The sequence below is a fragment of the Plantactinospora sonchi genome, from assembly GCF_036422035.1.
Classification (GTDB): Bacteria; Actinomycetota; Actinomycetes; order Mycobacteriales; family Micromonosporaceae; genus Plantactinospora; species Plantactinospora sonchi.
The window spans coordinates 85,078-108,149 of sequence record NZ_JAZGQK010000030.1 but is presented as its reverse complement, the minus strand read 5'-3'; the positions used below and the strand labels follow the sequence as shown (position 1 = coordinate 108,149).

The 23,072-nt window shown below is 72.4% G+C and carries 19 protein-coding genes, 1 pseudogene and 1 riboswitch; of the genes and pseudogenes, 13 read left to right on the top strand and 7 right to left on the bottom strand.

Going from position 1 to position 23,072, the window contains the following annotated elements:
- Positions 1-31: 31 nt before the first annotated feature.
- The 3 genes from V1633_RS29840 (at position 32) to V1633_RS29830 (ending at position 4,411) form a co-directional block, all read left to right on the top strand.
- Positions 32-3,427 (top strand): S8 family serine peptidase, encoded by a 3,396-nt coding sequence (locus V1633_RS29840; RefSeq protein ID WP_331217615.1) that lies wholly within the window; start codon positions 32-34, stop codon positions 3,425-3,427.
- Between the two features lie 251 nt (positions 3,428-3,678).
- Positions 3,679-3,984 carry an aa3-type cytochrome oxidase subunit CtaJ gene (gene ctaJ, locus V1633_RS29835; protein ID WP_456238650.1) on the top strand — a complete coding sequence of 102 codons (306 nt, stop codon included), beginning with the start codon at positions 3,679-3,681 and terminating at the stop codon, positions 3,982-3,984.
- A gap of 4 nt (positions 3,985-3,988) precedes the next feature.
- Positions 3,989-4,411, top strand: a complete 423-nt coding sequence (locus V1633_RS29830) for a DUF5130 family protein (RefSeq protein ID WP_331217650.1) — start codon at positions 3,989-3,991, stop codon at positions 4,409-4,411.
- A 131-nt stretch (positions 4,412-4,542) separates the two neighbouring features.
- On the opposite strand, the gene V1633_RS29825 is transcribed toward V1633_RS29830, so the two are convergent.
- The gene (locus tag V1633_RS29825) at positions 4,543-5,106 is read right to left on the bottom strand and encodes a Uma2 family endonuclease (RefSeq protein ID WP_331217614.1); all 564 of its coding nucleotides are present in this window, start codon (positions 5,104-5,106) and stop codon (positions 4,543-4,545) included.
- A gap of 126 nt (positions 5,107-5,232) precedes the next feature.
- Positions 5,233-7,788 carry an aminopeptidase N gene (gene pepN / locus V1633_RS29820; protein ID WP_331217649.1) on the bottom strand — a complete coding sequence of 852 codons (2,556 nt, stop codon included), beginning with the start codon at positions 7,786-7,788 and terminating at the stop codon, positions 5,233-5,235.
- A 217-nt stretch (positions 7,789-8,005) separates the two neighbouring features.
- Between pepN and V1633_RS29815 the strand changes: the two genes are divergently transcribed.
- From V1633_RS29815 to V1633_RS29805, 3 genes are all read left to right on the top strand, one after another.
- The gene (locus tag V1633_RS29815) at positions 8,006-8,635 is read left to right on the top strand and encodes a mycothiol-dependent nitroreductase Rv2466c family protein (RefSeq protein ID WP_331217613.1); all 630 of its coding nucleotides are present in this window, start codon (positions 8,006-8,008) and stop codon (positions 8,633-8,635) included.
- Between the two features lie 279 nt (positions 8,636-8,914).
- Positions 8,915-10,153, top strand: a complete 1,239-nt coding sequence (locus V1633_RS29810) for a DUF1015 family protein (RefSeq protein WP_331217612.1) — start codon at positions 8,915-8,917, stop codon at positions 10,151-10,153.
- 111 nt (positions 10,154-10,264) lie between these two features.
- A complete protein-coding gene (locus tag V1633_RS29805; RefSeq protein WP_331217611.1) occupies positions 10,265-10,741 on the top strand; it encodes a ribose-5-phosphate isomerase in 477 nt (158 codons plus the stop codon).
- 78 nt (positions 10,742-10,819) lie between these two features.
- On the opposite strand, the gene V1633_RS29800 is transcribed toward V1633_RS29805, so the two are convergent.
- Positions 10,820-11,125 (bottom strand): hypothetical protein, encoded by a 306-nt coding sequence (locus V1633_RS29800; RefSeq protein ID WP_331217610.1) that lies wholly within the window; start codon positions 11,123-11,125, stop codon positions 10,820-10,822.
- 135 nt (positions 11,126-11,260) lie between these two features.
- Positions 11,261-12,508 (bottom strand): GNAT family N-acetyltransferase, encoded by a 1,248-nt coding sequence (locus V1633_RS29795; RefSeq protein ID WP_331217609.1) that lies wholly within the window; start codon positions 12,506-12,508, stop codon positions 11,261-11,263.
- A 136-nt stretch (positions 12,509-12,644) separates the two neighbouring features.
- Here V1633_RS29795 and V1633_RS29790 point away from each other — a divergent pair, with 136 nt between their 5' ends.
- Entirely contained in the window at positions 12,645-13,169 is a 525-nt protein-coding gene (locus V1633_RS29790) for a hypothetical protein (protein WP_331217608.1), read from the top strand.
- Between the two features lie 157 nt (positions 13,170-13,326).
- A complete protein-coding gene (locus V1633_RS29785; RefSeq protein WP_331217607.1) occupies positions 13,327-14,565 on the top strand; it encodes a glycosyltransferase family 2 protein in 1,239 nt (412 codons plus the stop codon).
- A gap of 22 nt (positions 14,566-14,587) precedes the next feature.
- Here the strand turns inward: V1633_RS29785 and V1633_RS29780 are convergent, their stop codons facing one another.
- Positions 14,588-15,298 carry a polysaccharide deacetylase family protein gene (locus tag V1633_RS29780; RefSeq protein WP_331217606.1) on the bottom strand — a complete coding sequence of 237 codons (711 nt, stop codon included), beginning with the start codon at positions 15,296-15,298 and terminating at the stop codon, positions 14,588-14,590.
- Positions 15,299-15,727: 429 nt separating this feature from the next.
- Between V1633_RS29780 and V1633_RS29775 the strand changes: the two genes are divergently transcribed.
- From V1633_RS29775 to V1633_RS29760, 4 genes and pseudogenes are all read left to right on the top strand, one after another.
- Entirely contained in the window at positions 15,728-16,753 is a 1,026-nt protein-coding gene (locus V1633_RS29775; protein WP_331217605.1) for an SDR family oxidoreductase, read from the top strand.
- 339 nt (positions 16,754-17,092) lie between these two features.
- Positions 17,093-17,224: riboswitch (cyclic di-AMP (ydaO/yuaA leader) on the top strand.
- A gap of 3 nt (positions 17,225-17,227) precedes the next feature.
- Positions 17,228-18,232, top strand: coding sequence for a coiled-coil domain-containing protein (locus V1633_RS29770; RefSeq protein ID WP_331217604.1), 1,005 nt, complete (start codon positions 17,228-17,230; stop codon positions 18,230-18,232).
- 158 nt (positions 18,233-18,390) lie between these two features.
- A pseudogene (locus tag V1633_RS29765) lies at positions 18,391-19,293 on the top strand (cation diffusion facilitator family transporter); the annotation flags it as partial.
- Between the two features lie 116 nt (positions 19,294-19,409).
- Complete coding sequence (locus tag V1633_RS29760; RefSeq protein WP_331217603.1) at positions 19,410-19,907, top strand: O-acetyl-ADP-ribose deacetylase; 498 nt, start codon at positions 19,410-19,412, stop codon at positions 19,905-19,907.
- A gap of 104 nt (positions 19,908-20,011) precedes the next feature.
- Here V1633_RS29760 and V1633_RS29755 read toward each other — a convergent pair whose 3' ends face one another.
- Complete coding sequence (locus V1633_RS29755) at positions 20,012-20,884, bottom strand: tetratricopeptide repeat protein (RefSeq protein WP_331217602.1); 873 nt, start codon at positions 20,882-20,884, stop codon at positions 20,012-20,014.
- Between the two features lie 18 nt (positions 20,885-20,902).
- Positions 20,903-21,610 carry an SGNH/GDSL hydrolase family protein gene (locus V1633_RS29750; RefSeq protein WP_331217601.1) on the bottom strand — a complete coding sequence of 236 codons (708 nt, stop codon included), beginning with the start codon at positions 21,608-21,610 and terminating at the stop codon, positions 20,903-20,905.
- Between the two features lie 190 nt (positions 21,611-21,800).
- On the opposite strand from V1633_RS29750, the gene V1633_RS29745 reads away from it, so the two are divergent.
- On the top strand, positions 21,801-22,574 hold the full coding sequence (locus V1633_RS29745; protein ID WP_331217600.1) for an IclR family transcriptional regulator: 774 nt from the start codon (positions 21,801-21,803) through the stop codon (positions 22,572-22,574).
- The last annotated feature ends 498 nt before the right edge of the window (positions 22,575-23,072 follow it).

Here is a 23,072-nt window from a genome sequence, read left to right as displayed (position 1 = left end):
GGAAACGCCAAAACCCGGCACAGGAGGACAGATGACAGCAAGATCGACAAGGTGGGGTGGCGGTCTCGTGATCGCCGCCCTCGTCGTATCGATGGGTGGGGTGGCCGGACCGGCGAGCGCCGTACCCGGGGCCGGTGTCGACGACCCGACCCGTGGCACACCGTCCCGGCAGGCCGCCGAGGCACCCCGCTCGGTCACCCTGATCACCGGTGACCGGATCAGCGTGGGCCGGGACGGCAACCCCGCGGTACTGCCCGGCCCCGGCCGGACCGGCATCCCGATGCAGGCGTACCGGCGGGACGGACACCTGCACGTGGTCCCGGCGGACGCCGCGCCGCTGGTACGGGCCGGTCGGGTCGACGCCCGACTCTTCGACGTCACCACCCTGCTCGATTTCGGCTACGACGACCGCCGTGCCGACCTGCCACTGATCCTCACCGGCGGAGCCGGCGGAGCAGCCCGGGGTGCGGAGCTGGCCCGGCGACAGGGCGCCGAGGTGGTGCGGGAGTTGCCGGCCGTCAACGGGACCGCGGTCCGGGCCGCCAAGCCGAGGCTGTCCGACCTCTGGCGGGACATCGCCGGCGGGGCGGAGGGCGCCGGTCTGCGCGGAGGACTCTCCACCGTCTGGCTCGACGGGCTGCGCAAGCCCAACCTGGAACACAGCGTGCCGCAGATCGGCGCACCCGCCGCATGGGAGGCCGGACTGGACGGCACCGGGGTCACCGTCGCCGTACTGGACAGCGGGATCGACGCCGACCACCCGGACCTCGCCGGTCAGGTGGTCGGGCAGGCGAACTTCACCGAGGGCGAGGAGACCGACCCGGACCGGGTCGGGCACGGCACGCACGTGGCCTCGACCATCGCCGGCACCGGCGCCGCCTCCGAGGGACGGAACCGGGGCGTGGCCCCCGGCGCGAAACTGCTGGACGCCAAGGTCTGCGCCGAGTTCGGCTGTGCCGACTCGTGGATCCTCGCCGGCATGCAGTGGGCCGCCGAGCAGGGGGCCTCGGTGGTCAACCTGAGCCTGGGCGGCCAGGACGGCCCCGAGGTGGACCCGATCGAGGAGGCCGTCAACACCCTCACCGCCGAATACGGCACCCTCTTCGTGATCAGCGCCGGGAACGCCGGCGCCGAGGGCACCGTCGGCTCCCCGGCCAGCGCGGACGCCGCGCTCGCGGTCGGCGCCGTCGACCGTGAGGACAACCTCGCCGGCTTCTCCAGCCAGGGGCCCCGGGTCGGCGACGGCGGGCTCAAGCCGGAGATCACGGCCCCGGGGGTGGAGATCGTCGCCGCCCGGAGCTCGGACGCCTTCCCCGGCGAGGAACCGGAGTCGTACATCGCCGGCTCCGGCACCTCGATGTCCGCCCCGCACGTCGCCGGCGCGGCGGCGATCGTGGCGCAGCGGTACCCGCAGTTGCGGGGGCCGGCGCTGAAGGCGACCCTGATGGCCGCCGCCGTGCCCAATCCCGAACTGAGTGCGTACGCGCAGGGCGCCGGACGGGTGGACGTGGCCCGGGCGGTCAACCAGACCGTGGTCACCGATCCGCCGAGTGTCGGCTTCGACCGGCAACTCTGGCCGCACGGCGATGACACCCCGGCGGTCGAGACCGTCACGTACACCAACAACGGGACCGCCCCGAGGACCCTCGACCTCGCCGTCACGGCGACCGGGCCGCAGGGCGCACCGGCTCCGGCCGGGATGTTCACGGTGAGCCCGTCGACGGTGACCGTGCCGGCCGGCGGCACCGCCGAGGTGACGGTCACCGCCGACACCCGGGTCGCCGGCCCCGACGGCCACTACACCGGCCGGCTGGTCGGCAGTGCCGACGGCGCCGCCGTCGTGCAGACGCCGTTCGCCATCGACCGCGAGGTGGAGAGTTACGACGTCACGCTGACGCACCGCAACCGGGCCGGCGCCGAGACGGCCAACTTCCGGACCGCGCTCTTCGCCGACGCCGACCTGCGGGCGTACGACGTCTTCTCCGACGAGGGCACGACGACCGTACGGCTGCCGAAGGGCCGCTACACACTGCTCAGCTTCGTCGGCGAGGACGAGCCGGAGAACCCGGACCCGGAACGTCCCAGCTACCACACCAGCCTGCTGTCCCAACCCGTCCTGGAGGTGACCGGGCCGACGACCGTGGCGGTCGACGCGGCCAAGGCCGGCGAGATCTCGGTGACCGTGCCCCGGGCGGACGCCGAGCGGTACTTCGCCGAGGTCAGCGCCGAGGTGCTGCGTTCCGACGCGCTCGTCGGCTTCAGCCTGCTCGGCTTCCCCGGCGACGTGTTGTACAGCGGGCAGCTCGGCGACGCCGGCCCGGTGGAGGGTTTCGCCAGCCGGGTCTCCGGCGTCTGGGCGCAGGTGGACGAGGAGGGTTTGGCCGCCGGGAGCCCGTACCTCTACCAGCTGGCCTGGTTCCGGGACGGCGGACTGTTCACCGGCCTCACCCGGACGGTCCGGGAGTCGGACCTCGCCACCGTGAAGTCGCGGTACGCCCAGCACGTCAAGGTGCCCGGCAGCGGGGCCTCGACCGGAGACCTGGCGACCCTGCCGGGTGTCGTGGACGGCGGCTGGTCGGCGCTGATGCCGTTCACCACGCCGTTCGAACGGACCGAGTACTTCAACACCGAGGACGGCATCCAGTGGGACCGCACGTTCGAGGAGTGGGTCCCCGGCGAGGACGACTGGGAGGAGACGCTCACGTTCCAGGAGGAGAGCGGGCGACGCTACCAAGCCGGTACGGTCACCCGTGCCCAGTGGAACCAGGGGGTCTTCGGACCGTCCGTGGCCGAACCGCGCTGGCCGGAGTACTGGGCCACCCGGACAGGTGACGAGATGTTGCTGGCGTTGCCGATGTTCGGCGACGGTGCCGGCCACCCCGGCGGCTCCCGGGTCGACTCGGCGACGTTCAACCTGTACCGCGACGGGGTCAAGATCGGCGAGTCCGCCGAACTCGGCGGCATCTTCGAGGTCCCGGCCGCCGAGGCCGACTACCGGGTCGAGGTCGTGGCGACCCGGGGTGCCCCGTTCACCCACTCCACCCGGGTCGAGGCGGCCTGGACCTTCCGGTCCGGGCACGTGTCCGGGGACGAGCCGGCGCGCCTGCCGCTCTCCAGCGTGCGGCTCAGCCCGCCACTCGACCAGGTGAGCGCCGCCCCGGCCGGCCGGTGGTTCGCCATTCCGGTCTCCGTCGTGCGCCAGCCGGGATCCGAGGCCGCCCGCACCCGGTCACTGACGGTGGACGTCTCGTACGACGATGGCCGTACCTGGCGCAAGGCCACCGTGTTGGCGATCGGCGGCAGTGGGGTCGCCCTGGTCCAGCACCCGGACCGGGCCGGCTTCGTCTCGCTCCGGGCGGCCGCGACCGACCGGGCGGGCAACACCGTGCGGCAGACCGTGATCCGGGCGTACGCGCTCACACCGTGACCGGATGACCCGGTTCGCTCCGCGGGACCGGTGGGGCCGGCGTGCTGGGCACGTCGGTCCCACCGGGCGGTTCGTCCCTGACCCGGCGGGGTCGGGACGGTCGGCCGTGGTCCCCGGACGGGTGATCCGGCCCCCCGAGATCTGGCGGGCGTCGCTTTCCGATACCGTGAACGACGACTGGACCGGGCGGGATTGACATGGTCGTCGGCTCTGCCGGCCGGTCACGATGATCCCGTTGTCGCCTGGGGGCGTTGAGGTTGTCTGTTTCCGAGACGTTGCTGATCTTCGTCGCCATCCCGCTCGCCGCCGTACTGGTCATCACGGTGCTGTCGCGGATCGGTCGCACCGGTGGCACCGGCTCCAAGCGGTACCGGCCGGGACGACCGTTCGATTTCACCCCGGTCTGGTTCCTCTCCTCGCCCGAGCACCTGACCGAGTCCGCCCGGACGGCGCTGCCGGAGGGTGCGGAGGCCCGGGAGCTCACCAGTGGCGAGATCGAGACCATCAGCGCGCCGGCGCGCGCTGGCGTGACAGGGGGCGCAAGTGACCGCTGGTAAGAGCGTGGCGACGACCGACCTGCCGGAGTCGCGGACCGCGCACCCGGCGGCCCGTCCCGACGTACTCAACGGTCCGTTCACCACTCGTCAACTGCTGCGCATCGACGACGCACTGCGGGTCGCCGACCAGTCGACCGGTCTGATCTTCACGGTGTACGTCGGTCCGCTGGACGAGCCGATCCGCGAGCACGCCCAGCGGCTGCACGCCGGGCTGGTCGACCCGGCCCGTGCCGTACTGATCGCACTGTCGCCGAACCAACGGGTGCTGGAGGTGGTCACCGGCTCGGAGGCGCGCAAGCGGATCCCGGACCGGGACGCCAAGCTCGCCGCGCTCTCCATGGTGGCCGCCTTCGGCGGCGGCGACCTGGCCGGCGGCATTGTCACCGGTCTCGACCAGCTCGCCACCCGGGCCGGCCGGGCCGCCTGACCTCGTACCTGAAACAGCCGGGCGACGGAAGTCGCCCGGCTGTTCGGTGTCGGTGACCGCGCCCTGTCCAGGTTCGCCACCCGGAGGACGGCGCACCCGCTCGCACGTCGTCGCGGGAACTCGCTCGGCGGTCAGGCGGACCAGTCGGTGGGGGCGACCCGGACCGGGAAGGGCAGCTCCACCGTCTCGGCCGATCCGGCCGGGACCGAGTGCCGCAGCTCGTAGTGCCCGGCCTCGGCGAGCTGATAGAGGTGGGCGACCGCACCGGACTTGGCCCGCTCGATTCGCCAGTACCAGTCGATCTCCGCCTCGGCGTACAGGCTGAGCTTGGTGAACCGGTCGTGCCGGCGGCTGCTCGGCGACTCCACCTCGACCACCAGGAGCACGTCCGCCGGTTCGGCCCACATCGCGTCGCCCGGGGCGGTGGGTCGGAGCACGGTGAGGTCCGGAATGGCGTTGCCGCCCGGTACCCGGACCCCGATCTCCCGGATCACCCGCCAACGGGGGGGAAGCTGCGACCGGAGCGCGGCTCGGATCTCGTCGGCCAGTTCGTGGTGCTTGAAGTCGGCCGGAGGGGTCACGTGCAGGCTCCCGTCGACGATCTCGTAACGGTGGCCGTCCGCAGGGAGGCTCAGCAGGTCCTTTTCGGTCCAGCCCTGCTCGGGCGGGCGCCACTCGTAGCGCGGTTGGGCCATCGGATCCACCTCCGTCGAGAAGCCTACCGGCCGGAAGTCACCCGGCAGCGCCGGTGCGTGACACGCCTCGGGGCCGGCGGGTCGGGTCTGTCCCCGACCGGCCGGCCCCGACGTACGACGTGCCGGTCAGACGGTGGCCGCGGCGGCGTCCCGGGCCCGGGCCTTCAGCGCCCGCAGCACCCCGTCCCGGCCCTCGGCGACCAGCCGGCGCAGCGGTGCCGGGTGTCCCGACTCCGCCAGCCACACGTCGGTGGCCTGGATGATCTCCTCGCTGATCTGGTACGCCGGGTAGGCGAGGATGACGAACTCCTGGGCCGGCTCGCTGTCCCGGCTGGCCCAGACGCGGCCGGCCTCGGCGAAGAACCGCTCGGCGTACGGGGCGGTCAGCTCGATCTGGGCCGGGTGCTGGAAGCCCTGCAGCAGGGCCCGGTGCCGCCAGTTCGGGAGCGGCTCGTCCCCGGTCAGGGTGGCCCACACCTCAGCCTTGTTCTCGGCGGTCGGCACCAGCGCGTGGGCCAGCGCCGCCTCCCGTTCACCGCTCGACGTCCGGTCGGAGGCCAGCTCGGCGTCGATCTCCTCCCGGGTCGCCGCACCACCGGCGACCAGGGCCCGGAGCACCGTCCAGCGCAGCTCGGTGTCGATGGTCAGCCCGGCCGGCACCTCGCCGCCGTCCAGCCAGCCACGGAGCACGGCCAGTTCGTCGTCGGAGCGGGCCGCCGAGGCGTACGTCCGGGCCCAGGCGAGCTGCAGGCCGCTGCCCGGCTCGGCGGTGGCCACCGCGTCCCGGGCGGTACGCGCCAGCCCGGCCCAGCCGGTCGGCGCCCAGGCCGGGTCGGCGTACGAGACGAGGGTCGCGGTGACCTGCCGCAGCGTCGCGGTGACCAGGTTGATGTCGGTCTCGGCGGGCAACCCGGCCAGGGCCAGCGCCACGTAGTCCCGGGCCGCCAGCTCGGCGTCCCGGACCATGTCCCAGGCGGCCGCCCAGCACAGACCACGGGCCAGCGACGACTCGAAACCGGCGATGTGCTGCACCACGGTCGCCATCGAGCGCTCGTCCAGCCGCAGCTTGGCGTAGGTCAGGTCGTCGTCGTTGAGCAGCAGTACGTCGGCCGCGGCCACCCCGGCGAGCTGCGGAAGTGCGGTCCGCTCCCCGGTGACGTCGACCTCGATCCGGTCCCGCCGCACCAGCCGGCCGTCGGTCAGGTCGTAGAGGCCCACCCCGATCCGGTGCGTACGCAGCGTCGGGTGCTCGCTCGGCGCCTCCTGGCGCACCACCACCGACTGGTAGCTGCCGTCCGGGCCGATCTCCACCTCCGGGCGCAGCGTGTTGACCTGCGCGGTCTCCAGCCACTCCGCGGCGAACTTGCGCAGTTCCCGGCCGGAGGCCGCCTCCAGCTCGGTGAGCAGGTCGTCGAAGGTGGCGTTGCCCCACGCGTGCTTGCCGAAGTAGCTGCGCAGCCCCTCGACGAACGGCTCCTCGCCGACGTACGCGACGAGCTGCTTGAGCACACTGGCGCCCTTGGCGTACGTGATGCCGTCGAAGTTGACCTCGACTGCCTCCAGGTCCGGCATCTCGCAGTAGACCGGGTGGGTGGAGGAGAGCTGGTCCTGCCGGTAGCCCCAGTTCTTCCGGACCGAGAGGAAGGTGGTCCAGGCGTCGGTGAACCGGGTGGCGTTGGTGTTGGCCCAGTGGCTGGCCCACTCGGCGAACGACTCGTTCAGCCAGAGGTCGTTCCACCAGCGCATCGTGACCAGGTCGCCGAACCACATGTGGGCCAGCTCGTGCAGGATCGTGTTGGCCCGCTGCTCGTACTCGAAGTCGGTGACCTGGGAGCGGAACAGGTAGTGGGCCTCGGCGTGGGTGACGCAGCCGAAGTTCTCCATCGCGCCGGCGTTGAAGTCGGGGACCCAGACCTGGTCGTACTTGGGCAGCGGGTAGCGGACGCCGAACCGCTCCTGGAAGAAGTCGAAGCCCTGCCGGGTGATCAGGTGCAGGTCGTCGGCGTCGAGGTACGGCGTCATGCTCGCCCGGCAGAAGTAGCCCATGTCGATGCCGTCGTGGGTGTGCCGGACCTCGTGGTACGGACCGGCGCAGAGCGCCGTGATGTAGGTGCTCATCCGCATCGACTCGACGAAGTGGACCGTCTTGGTGTCCTCACCGGCCGGCTCCTCGGCGCGTACCGGCATGTTGGAGATCACCCGCCAGTGCGCCGGCACGGTGGCGTGCCAGGTGTAGACGCTCTTCAGGTCGGGCTGGTCGAAGCAGGCGAAGACCCGCTGCGCGTCGGCGGTCTCGAACTGGCTGTAGAGATAGGTCTCGCCGTCCACCGGGTCGACGCTGCGGTGCAGGCCCTGACCGCTGGAGGAGTAGAGGAAGTCGGCATCCACCACCAGGACGTTCTCGGCGGCCAGGCCGGTCAGGGTCAGGCCCGCCTCGGCCGACCAGCCGCTCAGGTCGACCGGCTCCCCGTTCAGGGTGGCCGTCCGGACGCTGTCGGCGGCCACCTCGATGAAGGTGCCGGCGCCGGGCTCGGCACAGCGGAACCGGACCTCGGTGACCGAGCGGAAGGTGCGGTTCGCCGCGGCCTGTCCGGCGGACGAGAGGTCCAGGCGGATGTCGTACCCGGTGACGTCGAGCAGCCGCCCCCGCTCCGTCGCCTCGACCTGGGTCAGGTTGCGCACTCCTGGCACGTCAATCTCCATCCGAATCTCACCGCTGCTGTCCTCGTTGACAGCATTCGAGCCCATCCCCACGGCCCACCGATGAGTCTGTCATGACCCGGCGGTGCTCCGGGTGCCGCAGGTCACGCTCTCATCCCGATGTCGGCGGCGCCATCGGGGGGTGAAGATTCATAACCGGGTCGCCGACTCCGGCGGCTGAGGAGGAAGGAGAGCCACGGTGTCCGAGCGCGCGGCTGTTGACATGTTCTTCGACCCGGCCTGTCCGTGGGCGTGGATCACCTCCCGCTGGCTGCTGGAGGTGGAGCGGGTCCGCCCGGTTGATGTCCGGTTCCGGGTGATGAGTCTGTCGGTGCTCAATGAGGGACGGGACGAGCTGCCCGAGGAGTACCGGACGTTCCTCAGTACGGCCTGGGGCCCGGTACGGATCTGTATCGCCGTCGAGCAGCAGCACGGCCGGCAGGCGGTGCGCGACCTCTACACCGCCCTGGGCAACCGGATCCACCTGGCCGGCGAGGAGCGTGGCCCGGAGCTGTACCGGGCGGCACTCGCCGAGGTCGGCCTGGACCCGGAGCTGGCCGAGGTCGCCGACTCCACCGAGTACGACGAGGCGCTGCGGACCAGCCACAACGCGGGGATGAAGCCGGTCGGCCAGGACGTCGGCACACCGGTGATCCACGCCCCGGGACCGGTGCCCGGCGAGACGGTGGCGTTCTTCGGTCCGGTCGTCACGCCGGCGCCGAAGGGCGAGGCGGCCGGTCGGCTCTGGGACGGCGTGCTCCTGGTCGCCGGCACGCCCGGCTTCTACGAGCTGAAGCGGACCCGTACCGAACGGCCCCGCTTCGACTGAGCCGGGGTGGGTGTCCACCGGGTGACGCGGCGGTGCCGGGCGGCGGATGATCGCCCGGCACCGCTCGCCGGTACCCGCCGCCCAGGGCCGCCGACGGGCTCAGCCGCCGACGGCCCCGGTGCCGACGATCACGCCCGCTGACGATCACGCCCGCCGCCCGGGCCCGTCCGGGGCGCTGTCCGGCCGGGGGCGCTCGCCAGGGGGTTCCGGCTGCCCACGGGGTGGACACCGGTGGGGTGTGCGCGCGGGGGACCGGGCCCGCCGGTAGCGTCACCGGACATGACGGTCGTACATCCGATCAGCCGGGCCTGGATCACCACTGGCGGCACCGGCGCGCAGAACTACGACGAGTTCGCCGACGACGCCGAGATCACGGAGATCATCCGGGCGAACCCGCACAGTGCCTTGGCGATCGAGATGCCACACCGGGCGCCGGAGAGTCTGGGACGGTCCTTCACGGACTCCCTGCCCGACGCGGTCACCCGGCTCACCGAGGCGAAGGCCGACGGCAGCTACACCCCGGCCGAACAGGTGGTGGTGCTCTACCGGATCACCTCGCCGCTCGACGAGCCCGGCTACGGCCTCTTCGCGACGGTCGACACCGACCAGATCTCCACCAGCGCCGACGAGCCGGGCCTCGTGATCCGCAACGAGGAGGTCTTCATCGCGAAGGTGCGGGAGCGGGTCGCACTGGCCGAGGCGACCGGTCACCTGCTCTCCCCGGTGCTGCTGCTGCAGACCGGCAACCGGGCTCCGGACGGCGAGAACCCGGCCGAGGCGCTGCACCGGGCACTCGCCGAGGCCACCGAGGCGGCCGGGGCACCCGCCGCCACCGACGTCGACCAGGCCGGCCGTACCCACGCGATCTGGCTGGTCGGGCCGGGCGAACGGCAGGACGAACTGCTGCGGCTCGCCGGTGCCGGGGAACTGGTCGTCGCCGACGGCAACCACCGCAGCCTCGCCGCGCAGATCGGTGAGCTGCCGCGTTTCCTCGCGGTGATCACCACACCCGCCTCGGTCGCGATCCAGCCGTACAACCGCCTGGTGAGCGAGCTGACCAGCACCCCCGAGGAACTGCTGGGCCGGCTGCGGGCGGTCGGGGCGCGGGTCGAGCCGCTGACCGGGTCACCGGCCGTCCCCGACAGCGGCGGCAGCGTCGTGCTGTATCTCGCCGGGCAGGGCTACACGGTCACCCTGCCGACCGGCGACGGCGGTGCGGTCGAGAACCTCGACCACACGCTGGTCGAGCGGATCCTGCTGCGCGACGCGCTCGGGCTCGACCCGGGCGACAAGCGCGTCACGTACGTCGGTGGGGACTACCCGGCGGGTTGGCTGGTGGGCGAGGTCGACGCGGGCCGGGCCGAGCTGGCGATCCTGATCGCCCCGGTGACCGTGGACGACTTCGTCGCGGTCAACCTCGCGCGACAGAAGATGCCCCGCAAGAGCACCTGGTTCACTCCGAAGGCCCGGGGTGGCCTGGTCCTGGCCGAGCTGGGACGCGACGGCACGGACTCCTGACCAGGTCGGGGCCGGCGCGCTGATCCGGCGCGCCGGCCCCGACCTGTGATCTGTCCGGCTGTCGCCGTGCCTGCCGACGGGACCGCGCGCCGGGCTGACAGACTGCGCGGTATGCGCGTCTATCTGGGATCCGACCATGCCGGTTACGAACTCAAGGTGCACCTGGCCAACCACCTGGCGAAGCAGGGCTACGAGCTGGTGGACGTCGGGCCGGCGGTGTTCGACCCGGACGACGACTATCCGGCCTTCTGCCTGCACACCGGCGCCCGGGTGGTCGCCGACCACGGCAGCCTCGGCGTGGTGATCGGGGGCTCCGGCAACGGCGAGCAGATCGCCGCCAACAAGGTCGCCGGGGTCCGGGCGGCGCTCGCCTGGAACCTCGAGACCGCCCAGCTGGCCCGCGAGCACAACGACGCGAACGTGGTGGCGATCGGCGCCCGGCAGCACACCCTGGACGAGGCGAGCGCGATCGTGGAGGTGTTCCTCACCACGCCGTTCTCCGGCAACGAGCGGCACGCGCGGCGGATCGCGCAGGTCGCCGACTACGAGCGCGGCGGCGAACTGCCCCCGCTGCCGACCAACTCCTGATCCAGCCCCCGGGGCCGCCGCACCCCGGCGCTGCCGTCCCGGCTCCGCCGGGCCCGGCGAGGGTCGCCCGGGGTGCGGTCAGCGGGTGTTGCGGGGCAATTCCTCGCGGGGCACCCAGTTGCGTCGGACCAGGACCAGTCGTTCGGCGGCCTCGGCCAGGTCGGCCTCGGTGGGCCGGGCCGCGTCCCGGGCCCGCATCGCGGCCGTCACGCTGACCTGGGAGGCGCCCGAGCCGATCAGGCCGCGCAGGCCGCGTTCGGTGTCCCGGTCGTCGGCGGCGGCAGCGGGGCCGGGGGCGGGCTCCGCCCCCCGTCGGCTCTCGCCTCCGCTCGCCTCCGCCGGATCGTGTCGCAGCCGCCGACGTCGACGCTCGGAGTCGGTCATGCCGCGACCCTACCGCCCGCCGCCGGCCCGTGCCCGGCGTCGACCGCCCCGTCGGCCGCCGTCGGACCGGGTCCCGGTGCCGACCGGCGGCCTCCGTCGCCGGACCGACCGGGCCCGTGCCGGCGGTGCGGCGGGTCAGAAGATGCCCATCCCGGTCGGCGCGCGGTGCCAGCCGAACGCGGTGGAGGCCCGGGCCAGGGTGCCGGTGCGGACCTCCCGGACCCGGCCGGCCGCCGCCAACGCGGCCAGCGCCGGCCCGCCGAGGTAGGCGGCACCGAGATCGCGTACGTCGCAGGCGAGGTCGGCGGGGGCGTCGGTCCGTACGCACACGGCCGGCCCGGCCGCGTCGGCGGTCAACCGCCACCGGCCCGCGTTCTCCGGCAACAGCGCGTCGGTGACCTCGATCACCACGTCGACGTCGGCGGCGTACCGTCGACCGGTCAGCGCCCCGGCCACGTCGACGATCCGTACCCAGAGTCCGTGGCCCAGCTGGGCACCGAGCTGACGCGGTTCGTCGACAAGGTGCTGCAGCGGCTCGTCTGTCGACGCGTTCAGGTAACTGACGGTCCGGGTCAGGTCGATGGAGAGCAGGAACCGCCACAGTGCGTACGAGGTGCCGGGGTCGGCCGCGACCAACTCCTCGACGAGTACGGTGCCCTGCGGCCCGCGCTCGTCCCAGTGGCTGCGGCCGCGCCAGAGGGCGTACCCGGAGATCCCGGCCGAGGTCTCGGCGACGGCGAGCCGGCGTTCGGTGCCGCCGGACCGGCGGTTGGGGGAGTCGGCCAGCAGGTAACGCCACCAGGTCTCGGTCCGGTCGGACCAGCCGGGCCGTTCGGCACGGAGCCGGTCGTGCAGCGGTGCCAGCTCGGCATGCCGCGCCACCAGGTCGTCGGTGTGCAGTCGGATCGCCGGCGTGGCGGCCGGCGCGGGTGCGGTCAGTCGCAGCCCGGGCGTCCGGATCTCCAGGTGCAGCTGCCGGGTCGCCTGTCCGTAGCCGAAACGCGGGTAGATCGGACCCTCGCTGGCCCAGAGCACCGCGAGCGGCTCCCGTCCGGCGGCCCGGATCTGGCGCAGTTGCCGGTGCATGAGCCGGGTCAGCAGGCCCTGCCTGCGGTGCGTCGGCGCCACCCCGACCAGGGTGACGTGGGCCGCCGGCAGCACCGCGCCGGGCACCGTCAGGTCCCGGGTGTACGCCCCGGCGTGCGCCACCACGGCCGGACCGGACCGGGCGACCAACGACCGGTCCGGTTCGAAGACGCTCTGCTCGGCTTCGGCCAGCGTCTCGTCCGGGGGAAGGTTGTGGAAGAGGGTGTTCAGCAAGCCGTAGATGGCGGCCCAGTCGGCTGGCGTCGCGGGCTCGATCGGTAGCTCCGGGTACGACATCGTCCATGTCTAGTCGACCGGATGCTGCCTCGGCGACCGTTTTACCGCGTGGCTACCCTCGGAGACGGGGACGGGTCGGTGCCCGGGCCGATCCTCGGTGACCCGGGGCCGATCGCCGACCGATGGGGAGGACCAGATGTCAGACCAGACGCAGCCGTGGGCGGAGCGGACCGTCGAGATGCCGCCGGAGGCGCCGGGTTTCCGACGTGGGGTGGCGCCGGTGGGCGTGCCGGGGCCGCGTACCGGGTCGGGGTCGGGGACGCCGCACGAGCCGACCGGCACCGGGTGGCCGCAGATCGAGGACGACCGGCCGCAGTTGCCCCCGGGCTACCACTGGCGGCAGTTGCGCCTCGGCGCGCACTGGAGTCTGATCGGCGGTCTCTTCGCCTTCGTCTGCTGGGGGATCTGGGCCATCTCGGGGCGGGGCGACCTGACCAGCCCGGTGGTCACGTTCGTGCTCACCCTCTTCATCGCGGTCGGGCTCTTCGCGCTCGCCCGACTGATCGGCCGGGTCGTGCTGGAGCGTCAGCTCGGCCGGGTCCGGCGTACGGCCCGGGGCGCGCACCTGGTGACCGGTGCCTTCCTGGTCGCGGTGGGAGTGGCGTACCTGGGGCAGACCGGCTGGGTGGTGGATGTGTGGAACTGGGTCGCCGGCCGGTGAGCCGTCGCCGTCACCGGGACGGGTGATGATCCAAGGGACAAATCACAATTTGGTCACTCGATAGTTACTGTCCGCCTGCCGTCTGATCACGCGACGCTACGATTCGGTCTCCGTCCTCCTTCGGAGGTTGTCGGTCCTCCGCTGGAGGTTGTCGACGGTGACCCTGCTCAGCGTGATCGTTCCGGTCCATCAGGTGAAGGACTACCTGGCGGAGTGTCTGGACTCGATCCTCGACCCGCCCTTCCCCGACCTCGAACTGGTGGCGGTGGACGACGCCTCCTCCGACGGATGCGCGGAGATCCTGGCCGGGTACGCCGCCCGCGATCCCCGGGTCGTGGTGCTGACCTTCCCGGTCAACCGGGGGCTCGGCGCGGCCCGCAACGCCGGGCTGGCCCACGCGACCGGCGAGTACGTGTGGTTCGTGGACAGCGACGACTGGCTGCCGGAGGGTGCGCTGACCGCGGTCGCCGACCGGCTCACCCGGACCCGGCCGGACCTGCTGGTCACCGCGTACACCCGGTACTTCCCCGGCGGCGGCCGGCGCACCTGTCCACTGGTCCGGCTCAACGGTGACCGGCCGGTGCCGGAGGTCTTCACCCTCCGCGAGGTCCCCGGGCTGCTCTCGGTACTCCACATCACCTGCAACAAGGTGATCCGCCGACGGTTCCTCACCGAACTCGGGCTGACCTTCGGGCCCGGCTGGTACGAGGACGTGTCGTTCAGTTTCCCGCTGATGCTGGCCGCGCCCCGGATCAGCCTGCTGGACCGGTGCTGCTACGCGTACCGGCAGCGACCCGGCGGGGCGATCACCTCGACCGTCAGCGACCGGCACTTCGAGGTTTTCGCGCACTGGGACCGGGTGCTGGCGGCTCTGGAGCGTCCCGACCCGGGAACCGCGGAGCGCGACCCGAGCGCCGAGGTGCCGGCCGAGCTGCGTCAGCTGATCTTCCAGCGGATGATCTGGCACCTGCTGCAGGTCCTCGGCCACCCCCGGCGGGTACCGCCGCACCGGCGCCGGGAGTTCTTCGCCGAGATCGTCCTCCGGTACCGCCGACACCTGCCGGACCCCGGATACCGGCCACCTGGCGGCCTGCTCGGGCTCAAGCACCGGCTGATCGGCCGGGGGGCGTACGGCCTCTTCTCGGCGTTACGGGTCGCCCGCCGGGCACACCTCGGGGTGGTCGCCCGGGTCCGGCGCCCACTGTCGCCCGCCACGGTGCGCGGCGGGGTACCGACCGGTACGCCCGCGACGGTTGTCGAGGCGGTCGCCGCGTCGGCGGCCGCCGAGGCCACCTCCGCCCTGGCCGCGACCGAACCGGGACCCGTGCCAACCGGGACCGATCCGGAGCAGGCGGCAGGCGTCCGGAAGGGGCCCTTCCTCGACAGGAAGCGGTGACCGGGCCCTGCCGCGCGCCGCGTCAGCGGTGTTCGGCGAGGGGGCCGACCCGCCAGCCCTGGCGCAGGCACTCGTCGAGCAGGTGGGGCAGTGCGCCGAGGCTGGCCCGCCAGGCCCCGGGCGCGGAGGTGCAGTCGGAGTCGTGCAGCAGCACGGTACCGCCGCCGGACAGGCCGGTCCGCAGGGTGCGCAGGACCGAGGAGTGGGTCGCCGACCGGGTCCAGTCCCGGCCCCAGCAGGTCCAGAGCACCGGGGTCAGGTCCAGCCGGCGGGCGGCCATCAGCGCGGCGGTGCTGAACACCCCGTACGGGGGACGGAAGTAGCGGGGTGACCGGCCGGTCACCGCCCGGATCAGTTCACGGGTCCGGGTCAGGTCCCGGTACGTGGCGTGCGGACCGCGGAGCAGCAGGTTCTGGTGGGACCAGCCGTGCACCGCCACCTCGTGACCGGCGGCGGTGAGGTCGAGGCCGAGTTCCGGGGCCCGGGCCAGCATCGAACCGAGCAGGAAGAAGGTCGCCCGGGTGCGGTACGCGGCCAGCGTCTCGAGGAAGTACGGGGTGGACGCCGGGTCCGGCCCGTCGTCGAACGTCAACGCCACGTGGCCGGGTGCGCCCCGGCCGCTCAGCCGGGGAAAGAACCGCAGTCGTACGCCGGGCAGCACGGTCACCGCCGGGACAGCCTGCGCGGCCAGCGCGGCACCGAGGGTTGTCGCCGGTACCGCGCGTGCCCGCACTCGTTCCTCCACCTGCCACCGCATCGCCGACGCGGTTACCCGGTCCGTCCCCGTTCATCCTCACCCGGACGGGTGGCGTGTCGACTCGCCCCGACTGGGCGGATCACCGGGCGGGGTGCCCGGAGGCGGAACCGTCCGATGCCGACGTTTGGCGGTCCGCCGACCGGGTAGCCGGCGGCCCGGACAGCGGAACCTCGCCAGTTGACAGCGGAACTTCGCCAGTTGGGGTCGGGACGCGGTGGCCGGAATCCGATGGCCGGGACGCGGTGGTCGGGACCTGGTGGTCGGGACCTGGTGGTCGGGACCTGGTGGTCGGGACGCGGTGGCGCCGGGACAGCGGGCCCTCCAGCCGGTGCCCGGTGCCGGTGCGTTGATCGCGAGGCCCCGGCTGAGGCGCTGGGCGACCGGCGTGGACCGAAGGAGCGCCAGATGCGGGGCCGACCTGCGCCACGGGTGGCGGTGATCACCGGGGCGAGTGCCGGGGTGGGCCGGGCGACGGCCCGCCTACTGGCCCGCCGGGGGATGCGGATCGCGCTGCTGGCCCGGGGCGGGACCGGGCTGCGGGGTGCCGCCGAGGACGTACGGGCCGCCGGGGGCGTGCCGCTGCCGATGGAGACGGATGTGTCGGATCACCGTCAGGTCGACGCGGCGGCGGACCGGACCGGTGCCGAACTGGGCCCGATCGACCTGTGGGTGAATGCCGCGTTCAGTTCGGTGTTCGCGCCGTTCACCGAGATCGGGCCGGACGAGTTCCGGCGGGTGACGGAGGTGACCTATCTCGGTTACGTGTACGGCACCAGAGCGGCCCTGGACCGGATGCTGCCGCGTGGGTCCGGAACCATCGTGCAGGTGGGCTCGGCACTGGCGTACCGTTCGGTGCCCCTGCAGTCCGCGTACTGCGGCGCTAAGCACGCGATCGCCGGATTCACCGAGTCGCTCCGTTGTGAACTGCTGCACGACCGCAGCGGCGTACGGGTCACCATGGTGCACCTGCCGGCGTTGAACACGCCGCAGTTCGACTGGGTGCTGTCCCGGTTGCGCAACCGTCCCCAACCGGTGCCCCCGATCTACCAGCCTGAGGTGGCCGCCCGGGCCGTGGTGTACGCGGCCGACCGGCCGGGTCGGCGGGAGTACTGGGTCGGCGGTTCCACCGTCGGCACCATCCTCGGCAACCGGCTCTTTCCCGGCCTGCTCGACCGGTATCTGGCCCGGTCCGGCTACGGTGCCCAGCAGACCGACGAGCCGGCCGATCCGGATCGGCCGGTCAACCTGTGGCGGCCGGTCGACGACGGCGGCGGACTGGACCCGGGCGCGCACGGTGCGTTCGACGACCGGTCCCGGGCACACAGCGCACAACTCTGGCTGTCCCGACACCGGGAACTGCTGGCCACCGGGCTTGTCGCGGCCGGGGCGACGGTGCTGGCCCGGCGGCTCGTCGCCCGTCGCCAGCGGTGACCGAGCGTGATGGTCGTGGCGGCTCCGCCCCCCGTCGCCGGTGTGACCGAGCGTGTTGGCCATCGGACGTGCCCGGGCGATCGCGGTCGACCCTGGCGGACAGTCGGGACGAACTTCTCCCGTCGTCCCTACGCTGGTGCTGAGCGGTTGGTGAATATCTGACAGCGGATCGTGAATGGCGCGTGCGTGAGGGATATCTGTCGATGCTCGTCATGCGCCGTGATTACTGATAGTTGTTACGCGGCAACACTTTTCGGGGCAATCGGGTATTGCCATCACGGAAGTGAAACCGGGTATGCTGTCTGCCGTTCATCACCGCCGGGTACCAATTGGTGCCGGCGCTGATCGCCGCCTAATCGCCACCCGGCGAGCCGGGGACCCAGGTACCCGGGGTGAATCCGCGACAGCGGTAGGGACCTCTTCCATCCCGAACCCGTCAGCTAACCCGGTCGGCGGCCGACGGAAGGGATACATGTGAGGGCACCCCTACGCCGAAGGTTGGCGCTTGCCCTGGCACTGCTCACCGCAGCATCGCTGATCGTGGCTCCGTCCGTGGCGTCGGCGGCACCCAAGCCGGCCCCCGACGGGGAGGTCGAGACACCGCTGCTCGGTGACGTACTCGCCACGACGGGGAAGCGGTACGCCGAGGCCAACGCCGCGCTCAAGAAGTCCCAGAAGCGGCAGAAGGAACTCACCAAGCAGCTCGAGGAGGCGCAGGACAGGCTGGACGCGCTCGCGCCGGAGGCGAGCCAGATCGCGGCGGAGTCCTACCGGGCGGGCAAACTCAGTGCCGTGTCGATGATGCTGAACAGCTCGTCGTCGGAGTCCTTCCTGGACCGGGCCGCGGCCCTGAACGAGTTGAACCTGCTCAACAACCAGAAGCTGCGGCGGTTGAACGAGGCGCGCGAGCAGGTCAACGCCGCCAAGGACGCGGTCGACGCCGAGGTTGAGAAGCAGAAGGACGCCCGGAAGGTCATCGACAAGCAGAAGACCGAGGCGGAGAAGGCGCTCGCCCTGGTCGGCGGCATCACCCGGCCGAACAAGGGCCTGGTCGACGCCGAGTCGAAGGTCGCCCGGCCCGGGCCCGGGATGGACGACGGCTTCCCGCCGCTGTCCTGCAACCAGGACGACCCGACCACGGGTGGCTGCATCACGGCCCGTACGTTGCACATGTACAAGGAGGTCAAGCGGGCCGGCTTCAACCGGTTCGTCGGCTGTTACCGTCCCGGTGGGCCGTACGAGCACCCGAAGGGGCGGGCCTGCGACTGGTCGCTGCTCAACCGTGGCTTCAGCCCGGCGGCGAACAACGACCAGATGAAGTACGGCAACAACCTGGCCGCCTTCCTGGTCCGCAACGCCGATCGGCTCGGCATCCTGTACGTGATCTGGTACCGGGAGATCTGGTCTCCGGCCGTCGGCTGGCGGTCCTACAGCGGTGCGAGTGACCACACGGACCATGTGCACGTGTCGATGTTGTAACGACCGTCACACGATATTCGCGCGGTAGCGACCGCCCCGCCATCCGATCGTTGGATGGCGGGGCGGTCGGCGTTTTGACACCCACTTCCAACTTGCATATATAGCGATGTCCGCATACGTTGGCGGTGGCAGGGGCGGACGTACGCCGGAGGTGGGCAATGGGCGCCGGGCACGACCACGCGAACCCGCTGAGCTGGGCCGGGCAGCGGCATCGCCGGCCGCTCTGGCTGGCCTTCGGGCTGCTGGCCCTCTACATGGTGGTCCAGGCGGTCGCCGCCTGGCTGACCGGCTCGCTCGCCCTGCTCTCCGACGCCGGGCACATGTTCACCGACGTACTCGGCATCGGGATGGCGCTGGCGGCGATCACCGCCGCCAGCCGTGCGTCCAAGGACCCCCAGCGCACCTTCGGCCTCTACCGGCTGGAGGTGCTCGCCGCGCTGGCGAACGCGGTGCTCCTCTCCGGCGTCGCGCTCTACGTCCTGGTCGAGTCGGTCCGTCGGATCGGTGATCCGCCCGAGGTCGCGGCCGGCCCGATGCTGGTGGTCGCGCTCGGCGGCCTGGCCGTGAACGTGGTCGCCTTCCTGCTGCTCCGCAGCGGCGCCAAGGAGAGCCTCAACCTGCGGGGCGCCTACCTGGAGGTGCTCGGCGACCTGTTCGGCTCGGTGGGTGTCATCGTCGCCGCCCTGGTCATCGCGACGACCGGCTGGCGGTACGCCGACCCGCTGGTCGCCGTCGCGGTCGGCCTGCTCATCCTGCCCCGCACCTGGCGACTGGCGGTGGCCGCCGGCCGGGTGCTGGTCCAGGCGGCACCGCCGCACGTCGACGTCGCGCGGGTCAGGGAGACCCTGGCCGGGCTCGACGGGGTGACCGCCGTGCACGACCTGCACGTCTGGACGCTCACCTCCGGCATGGACGTCGCCTCCGCGCACCTCAACGTGACCGAGGCGGTGGACGTGGCGGACGTACTGGTGACAGCCCGGCGACGGCTGCACGACGAGTTCGGGATCGACCACACCACCCTGCAGATCGAACCGCCCACCCGCGAGCGGCTCTGCCACGGTGGTCCGTCCTGCGCGTGGAGCCCGGCCGGCGATGCGGCGGGAGGCGGCGCGACCGGGTCGACGGCGGTCGAGCCGACCGCCGCGCCCAGCGGCTCGACGGCTGGCATCATCAGCGGATGACCGTGATCGAAGTGGTATCGGGTGACATCACCCGGGAGCGGGTCGACGCGATCGTGACCGCCGCCAACGAGTCACTGCTGGGCGGCGGCGGGGTGGACGGCGCCATCCACCGGGCCGCCGGGCCGAGACTGGCCGAGGCCGGGGGAGCGATCGGACCCTGCCCGCCCGGCGAGGCGGTGGCGACGCCGGCCTTCGACCTTGATCCGCCGGTCCGGCACGTCATCCACACCGTCGGACCGGTCTGGGAGGGCGGGAACCACGGCGAGGCCGAGGTGCTCGCCTCGTGCTACCGCCGCTGTCTGGAGATCGCCGACCAGATCGGCGCCCGCAGCCTCGCCTTTCCCGCCATCGCCACCGGCGTCTACGGTTTCCCGCCCGATCAGGCGGCCCGGATCGCGGTCTCGACGCTGCGGTCCACCCCGTCCGAGGTGGAACGGATCCGGCTGGTCGCCTTCGACGAACAGACCCGGGACCTCCTGAACGCCGCCCTGTGAGCGGGCGCGGGGTGGCGACCTCGGTGCTTCGCCCGACCGTCGCCGGCTCAGGGCTGGAGGATGCGCTGGTGGCGGTCGGCCCGGTCCCGGGCAACCGCCGGATGTCAGCTCGCCGGGTGTAGCCCTGTCCAGGAGCGGTCGTCAGGACGCTCGGCGTGCCACCGGTCGAGCAGTTCGGCGGCCCGTTGCTCCGGAGCGGCGAGCAGCATCGACTTCCGGCCGGCCTCCACCGTCCGTTCCTGGGTCACCGAACCCTCGCTGCAGCAGCTGCAGAGCGGCTTCACCGTGTCGGACGGTTCGGCGCCGAGGTTGTCGCGGGCGAACGCCTCGAGCAGCGCCTCGATGTCGTCCGGTGCCGACGCGGTCACGGTGACCGAGAGGGTGGGCAGCTCGGAGGGGGTGAAGAGGAGGATCTCGTCGAACACCGGCACCGCCTGGCCCTGGAAGACCCGTTCGCCGTTGGGTACGCCGTCGTGCAGCACGACCTCGCCGAACCGGCGGCCGGGATCAAGTGGCACGTTGAGGACCCGGGCCCGGGTCGGGCAGAGCCGCTGGGCCCACACCACCTCCTGGCCGGTCGCGGTGTTGATCCGTACACAGGTGGGTCCGAAATCCTCCAGGATCTCGCCCTCGCCGGGCGGGATGGGCAGGCCGTACCCCTGCCAGCAGTCCCGGGCGGTCGCCCAGTCCCGCAGCACGGTGGCCACGATCCCGAGGTTCCAGAAGGCGGGGTCCTCCTTGCCCCGGCGCGCCCGGGCCGCCGCCTCCAGACCCAGCTCGTACGCCTTCGGCCAGTCGCGGAGGAACTTGTACGCCAACGCCGCGTCGAACCAGAGCTTGTCGCTGCCCCGGGCGTCCGGTGCCTGTCGGACCGCCCGCTCCAGCAGCTCGCCGGCGCGCGGCCAGTCCTCGGCGTCCCACGCCTGGTAGGCCTGGTTGACGAGGTCGGTGTCGAAGGATCCGCGATGGGAACGCATTCCGGGGAGCTTAGATCATCACCACAGGTCGTGGCCGTCCCCCAACGCCCGCCACCACAGCTCCCGGATCTGCGCCGCACCCCAGGCGTTCGGTTCGACCGTGCCGCAGTACCAGAGTTCCCGGTTGGCCGGTCGGGGTTGGGGCTGACTCGGGTCACCCACCGTCACGCCATGCCCGAGAAAGTGACCGTGTACGTCGGCGAGCGCCGCGCCGTGCCGCTCCGCGAGCCCGGTCAGCGCGGCGTTGAGCAGCTGGATCATCGCCGGTCCGTCCGGCCACGGCGGTAGGCCGGAGGTGGGGACCGCCCCGGTGCCGTCGCTCGGGTCGTACACCGTGCTGAGCACGATCCGGCAGCCGCCGCCGGCGGCGGCGCGCAGCCGGGTCAGAACCGCCTCCCCCTGGGCCGCCACCCTTCCGACGGCGGCCCGGGCAGCGTCGGTGTCGCCGTACGCGGCCAGCAGGTCGTTACCGCCCATGGTGATGGTGACCAGCGTCGGCGGCCGGTCGATGGCCGGTACCTGGCGGTCGAGGACGTCGATGGTGGTGGCCCCGTCCCGGGCCAGCAGCCGTGCGTCGTAGCCGGCCTCGGCGAGGTCCCCGCCCCGCCACTGCGGAAGGTCCGGGTTCCGGTACCGCAACAGCAGGCTCGCCGCACCCCGCCCCGGGCCACCGGCGTAGTCGTCAATGGACATCGAGTCGCCGAGCGCGACGTAGTAGCCGGACATGACGCTGATGATCCTTTCGCCGCCACCGGCGCCGCCAGTGAATTCGCCGTGCCCGGCCCGGCATCGCCGGGATCGGGACCACCGCCGAACTCGACCGACTGCGCGCGGCCGTACCGCAGGGTTGACCAGGGTGGAAACGTGGTCCATCGGGCGGTCCTTACAGCAACATACTTATCGCTATCATTCCGCAATGAAGAATGAGGCGGCCGTTCCGCCCTATCACATCGCCTCGGTCGACCACGCTCTACGGCTCCTGCTGCTGCTGAAGACCAGGCCGAGCGTGCGGGTCGCCGAGGCGGCCGACGAGTTGGGCGTGGCGCGGTCGACGGCGCACCGGCTGCTCGCCATGCTCGTCTTCCGGGGCTTCGCCGCGCAGAACCCGACGACCCGAGCGTACCACCCGGGGCCGGTGCTGATCGAGGTCGGGATGGGCGCCCTCAGCCGGCTGGACGTCCGGCGCAAGGCCCGGCCGTATCTGGAGCGGCTGGTGGCGGCGACCGGGGAGACGGCGAGCCTGCAGATCCTGGAGGGGGACAAGGTCCGGTTCCTCGACTCGGTCGAGTCCCGCAACGCCGTCCGGGTCGCGTCCCGGGCCGGGGTGACCCTGCCGGCGCACGCCTGCGCCGGTGGCAGGGTGCTGCTGGCCGGGCTGGCCCCGGAGGCGGTACACCGGCTCTATCCGACGGAGCGGTTGGACCGGGTCACCGAGGCGACCAACACCGATCGGGCCACCCTGTTCGAGGAGTTGGCCGATGCCCGGACGCTGGGACACTCGGTCAACCGGGGCGAGAGCGAGCCGGGCCTGGTCGCGGTCGCCGTACCGCTGCCGGACCGCGTCGGTACGCCGGTCGCCGCGCTGATCGTCGCCGGCCCGACCGCCCGGATGGGGCCGGAGGGAGTGAACCGGGCGGTGGCGGCCCTGCACGAGGCGGCGAAGGAGCTGGCCGAGACCCTCTACCGCTGAACACGTCTCCCCGCTGTCGTACGCCGCGTCGTTCCCGGGTCGGAACGGGCCGCTCGGCATACCCGGCACCGGCCCGGCGGACGTACCCTCCGTCCGCTCCGCCGACCTGCGGAGCGGACCCGCCCATGCGGATGCCGGCTCGGCCGGTCCATCCTGCGGTTTCGCCGCCGGTGGCCGCGTCTGCCGACCGGCCCGGCGGTCTGGTCGAACGGCGATGGTCGGTGGCTCGAGGGTGGAAATAGCGCTTCCGAACGCGCACCGGAGCCGGTACAGTCGTCATGATCCGAGCACGGTCCACTCCGGACCGTGCCGCCCTGACGAGTGAGGGGAGACAGCCGTGCACTACCGCACCGCTGTGGTCATTCCTCCGTCACGGCACGAGGTGATTCTGGCGTCTTCGTCGGCGTCCGAGGCCAGCCCGCGCGGCTGACCCCGGCCTTCGCGACGAAGCACGCCGATCCGTCCCAGCGGCGGATCCACCCGGTCGGGGCCGTCAAT